This window comes from Paracoccus benzoatiresistens, assembly GCF_026913015.1.
Classification (GTDB): domain Bacteria; phylum Pseudomonadota; class Alphaproteobacteria; order Rhodobacterales; family Rhodobacteraceae; genus Paracoccus; species Paracoccus benzoatiresistens.
In genome coordinates this window covers 1-4,390 of sequence record NZ_JAPTYD010000113.1, presented here as the reverse complement: position 1 = coordinate 4,390, position 4,390 = coordinate 1, and the positions used below count along the sequence as shown (strand labels likewise).

4 protein-coding genes are annotated in these 4,390 nt (G+C 67.5%); all 4 read left to right on the top strand.

What is annotated here, in order from left to right:
- Positions 1–6: 6 nt before the first annotated feature.
- The 4 genes from OU682_RS23400 (at position 7) to OU682_RS23385 (ending at position 4,277) form a co-directional block, all read left to right on the top strand.
- Positions 7–2,391, top strand: a complete 2,385-nt coding sequence (locus OU682_RS23400) for a heavy metal translocating P-type ATPase (protein ID WP_268944589.1) — start codon at positions 7–9, stop codon at positions 2,389–2,391.
- A 97-nt stretch (positions 2,392–2,488) separates the two neighbouring features.
- The gene (locus OU682_RS23395) at positions 2,489–2,977 is read left to right on the top strand and encodes a DUF411 domain-containing protein (RefSeq protein ID WP_268944588.1); all 489 of its coding nucleotides are present in this window, start codon (positions 2,489–2,491) and stop codon (positions 2,975–2,977) included.
- 258 nt (positions 2,978–3,235) lie between these two features.
- Positions 3,236–3,751 carry an EF-hand domain-containing protein gene (locus OU682_RS23390; RefSeq protein ID WP_268944587.1) on the top strand — a complete coding sequence of 172 codons (516 nt, stop codon included), beginning with the start codon at positions 3,236–3,238 and terminating at the stop codon, positions 3,749–3,751.
- Positions 3,752–3,767: 16 nt separating this feature from the next.
- On the top strand, positions 3,768–4,277 hold the full coding sequence (locus OU682_RS23385) for an SRPBCC family protein (RefSeq protein ID WP_268944586.1): 510 nt from the start codon (positions 3,768–3,770) through the stop codon (positions 4,275–4,277).
- Positions 4,278–4,390: the final 113 nt, after the last annotated feature.

The window sequence follows — 4,390 nt, the reverse complement described above, 5'->3', positions numbered from 1 at the left end:
GATCAGATGTCCGACGATTCAGACGTTTCTGATGCGGCAGCCCCGCACCCTCACTCGCCCCGCCCCCATGACCACTCGGCCCTTGCGCCGGAGAGCACCCGTCCCGTCAAGGATCCCGTCTGCGGCATGATGGTTGATCCGCACCGGACGCCCCACAAGGCCGAGCACGCCGGTCGCTCATATTCCTTCTGTTCGGCGGGTTGCCGCACAAAGTTCCTGGCCGAGCCGGACCGCTATCTCGATCCGGCCGTCACCGCAGCAGCCGAGCCGGTCGCGGACGGCACGATCTACACCTGTCCGATGCACCCCGAGATCCGGCAGGTCGGCCCCGGATCGTGCCCGATCTGCGGCATGGCACTGGAACCGGTGCTGGTCGGCCTTGAGGCGGAGCCCAACGAAGAACTGACCGACATGCGCCGCCGCTTCCGGATCGGCGTTGCCCTGACAATCCCGGTGGTGATCCTCGAAATGGGCGGCCATTTCCTCGGGCTTGACCACCTTGTCAGCCAGCGCATCTCGAACTGGCTGCAGATGCTTCTTGCGACGCCCGTTGTCCTTTGGGCAGGCTGGCCGTTCTTCCGGCGCGGCTGGCAGTCCCTCGTCACCCGCAACCTCAACATGTTCACGCTGATCGCCATGGGAACCGGGGCAGCCTGGATCTACAGCGTCATCGCCACGCTTGTGCCACGCGTCTTCCCGGCTGCCTTCCGCCAGCATGATGGATCGGTCGCGGTCTATTTCGAGGCCGCCGCCGTTATCACGGTTCTTGTCCTGCTGGGGCAGGTGCTGGAACTGCGGGCCCGGGAAAGCACCAGCGGCGCGATCCGCGCGCTGCTCGATCTGGCCCCGAAGACCGCCCGGCGCATCCGCGAGGACGAGGCCGAGGACGAGGTGCCGCTGGATGCCGTCCAGGTCGGCGACCGGCTTCGCGTGCGGCCCGGCGAGAAGGTCCCCGTGGATGGCGAGGTGATCGACGGGCGCAGCGCCGTCGATGAATCCATGGTGACGGGCGAGTCGATGCCGGTGACAAAGGAGGCCGGCTCTGCCGCCATCGGCGGCACCCTGAACCAGTCCGGGGCCCTGGTGATCGAGGCGCGCAAGGTCGGCCGGGACACCATGCTGTCGCAGATCGTCCAGCTTGTCGCCGAGGCACAGCGAAGCCGCGCCCCGATCCAGCGCCTTGCCGACCAGGTATCGGGCTGGTTCGTGCCGGCGGTGATCCTGCTCGCGCTGCTTGCCTTTGCCGCCTGGTCGGTCTGGGGACCGGAGCCCCGCTTCTCCTTCGGGCTTGTCGCGGCGGTTTCGGTTCTCATCATTGCCTGCCCCTGCGCGCTTGGGCTGGCCACGCCGATGTCAATCATGGTCGGCGTCGGGCGGGGTGCGCAGGCGGGCGTCCTGATCAAGAACGCCGAGGCGCTGGAGCACATGGAGAAGGTCGATACCCTTGTGGTCGACAAGACGGGGACATTGACCGAGGGCCGGCCGGCCGTCACGGCGATCGTTCCCGCGGCAGGCTTCACGGAAGGGGAAGCCCTGCGCCTGGCCGCCAGCGTGGAGCGCGCCAGCGAGCATCCGCTGGCGCAGGCCATCGTGCGTGCCGCGGAGGACCGCGGGATCGCCGCGTCGGCCGTTGTGGACTTCGACTCGCCCACCGGCAAGGGGGCACTAGGGACGGTCGAGGGCAAGCGCATCGCACTTGGCAATGCGCGGTTCCTGTCAGAGCAGGGCGTGGATGTGGCCCCTCTTGCGGCACAGGCGGACGAGTTGCGGCGGGACGGGGCGACGGCCATCTTCATAGGCGTCGAGGGTCGCGCCGCGGCCATTCTTGCCATCGCGGACCCGGTCAAGGCCTCGACGCCGCAGGCCCTTGCGGCGCTGAAGGCAGAAGGCATCCGGGTTGTCATGCTTACCGGCGACAACCGCACGACCGCTGAGGCCGTCGCCCGACGCCTCGGGATCGACGAGGTCGAGGCAGAGGTCCTGCCGGATCAGAAAAGCGCGGTGGTCCAGCAGCACAAGGCCGCAGGCCGCGTCGTGGCCATGGCGGGCGACGGCGTGAACGATGCGCCCGCGCTGGCGGCGGCCGATGTGGGGATCGCCATGGGCACCGGCGCCGATGTCGCGATGGAGAGCGCGGGCGTCACGCTTCTGAAGGGCGATCTGACCGGCATCGTCAGGGCGCGGCGGCTGTCGCAGGCCGTCATGCGCAACATTCGCCAGAACCTGTTCTTCGCCTTCATCTACAACGCGCTTGGCATCCCTGTGGCGGCGGGCGTGCTGTACCCGGTCTTCGGCCTCCTGCTGTCGCCGATCATCGCCGCGGCCGCCATGGCGATGTCCTCGGTCAGCGTCATCGCCAATGCCGCGCGGCTGCGGGGGGTGAAGCTGTGACCGGGGCGGCTGGCCCGCACAGCACCCCTTCACCGCTTCGTGCATCGTGCCAAGACCCGCACGGCGCGATACTGACACCCGAAAGCGAGGTTCGACGATGCAAGACGATCACGGCCTGAGCAGGCGGGCCCTTCTGGCAACTGCTGCGGGGTTTCCCGTCCTGATGTCCCTGTCTGGCCGGGCAGGAGCCGACCCGCTCCCCCTGGTCACGGTCAGCAAGGATCCGTCCTGCGGCTGCTGCAACGGCTGGGTCGCGCATCTGGAAGCGGCGGGGTTCCCGGTGCGGGTGGCGGAGTCCGCTGATCTGGACGGTCTCAAGCAGCGGCTCGGGGTGCCGGCCGCCTTGGCATCCTGTCACACCGCCGAGGTGGATGGTTATGTGGTGGAGGGCCATGTGCCCGCCACGGCGATCCGCCGCCTTCTGGCCGAGCGCCCCGACGCGACCGGGCTGGCCGTTCCCGGCATGCCGGCAGGGTCGCCCGGCATGGATGGCCCAGGCGTCGAGCCGGAGCCCTATGAGGCGTTCCTGTTTGGCCCAACCACCACCCAAAGCTTCGGACGCTTTCTCGGATCAAAGGACATCTGAGCAAGGCATCGCAGATACGGCATGAACCGTAAGGCCCTCACGGCAAAGACGGGACGGCAGCTAATCTCGCTTGTCTTGTCAGGCTGCCCAATCCATCATCAGTGGATGGGCGCATAGGCTCCGAACGCTCCGGCGGAGTATGACTGCGGCCGCAGCGGGAGCCGCGGCCGCCCTTGCGGAACGGCCGAGGTCGCTCCGCATGACCTGAGCTGGCACGGGACGGCCTGACGTCCCAGGAGAGACAGGAAGGAGATCGTCATGCTGACAGCCCTGCAACGCGCAGCCGCGCTTGCGGCCCTTCTCGCCACATGCGCGGCCACCGGCACTCTGGCCCAGGCCACCGCCGACCATGAAGAGCACCATTCCGAACCGGGCGTGGCTGCACCCGGGGCGGGAGCGACCGGGACGATGCCGCCGACGGCCCCCGGGAACATGGGGGATCAGGATCATGACGCCCAGTCCGGTCAGCGCGGCATGATGTCTCCCGGGATGATGGATGACATGATGGGCTCGGGGATGATGGGCGACATGATGGGGCCGGGAATGATGGGGGGAATGGCCCGCCCCGGGGCGGGAGAAGCCATGGCCGGCATGGGGATGCGCCACCGCCGGCATATGATGAAGGTCATGTTCGCCATCGCTGATGCGGATGGCGACGGCGGGCTCTCCCTCGAGGAGATCGCGGACATCCATCGGCGGGTCTTCGGCGCCGTGGATGCCGATAAAGACGGCCGGGTGACGCCTGAAGAGCTGCAAACCTTCATGCAGGAGTAGAGCATCAGGAGGCGGCGTGGCCTATGTGTTCTCCAAAGCCGTGGAGGCTGTCGTCCCCGCAGCGCCCGAAGATGTCTTCGCAGTCCTCGACGACCCTCGCCGCCTTGGCCGCCACATGGAAAGGCCGTCCATGATGATGCTGGGCGGCTCCATGCATTATACCCTCGACGAACAGGAGGGCCGCGCTGTGGGCTCGGTGATCCGGGTCGAGGGGTGGGTTCTCGGGCTGCCGCTCTCCATCATCGAGAGGATCGCCGAGCGTGATCCGCCAAGGCGCAAGGTCTGGGAGACCATCGAGGAGCCGCGCCTGCTCGTGTTCGGCAACTACCGCCTCGGCTTCGAGATTGCCACCGAGGTGGGCGGGAGCCGGGTGCGGGTGTTCATCGACTACAACCTGCCTCGGTCGCGGCTCGGGCGGCTCCTGGGTGCCCACGCTTACGCGCGCTGGTGTCTGCGCCGGATGCTCGCGGAAGCGTCATCCGCCAGCGATGAAGCCACGACGTCTCAGATCGGGGCACAGCCTTAGAAAAGTTCTGACTTTCCTATCATGGGAGGGAGCACCCTAGCACTACTTTGGCAGATTTTCCTTGGGGCGTTCTGCGATGAGCCTTTCACAATGAGGGCAGCGCATTGGTGGCG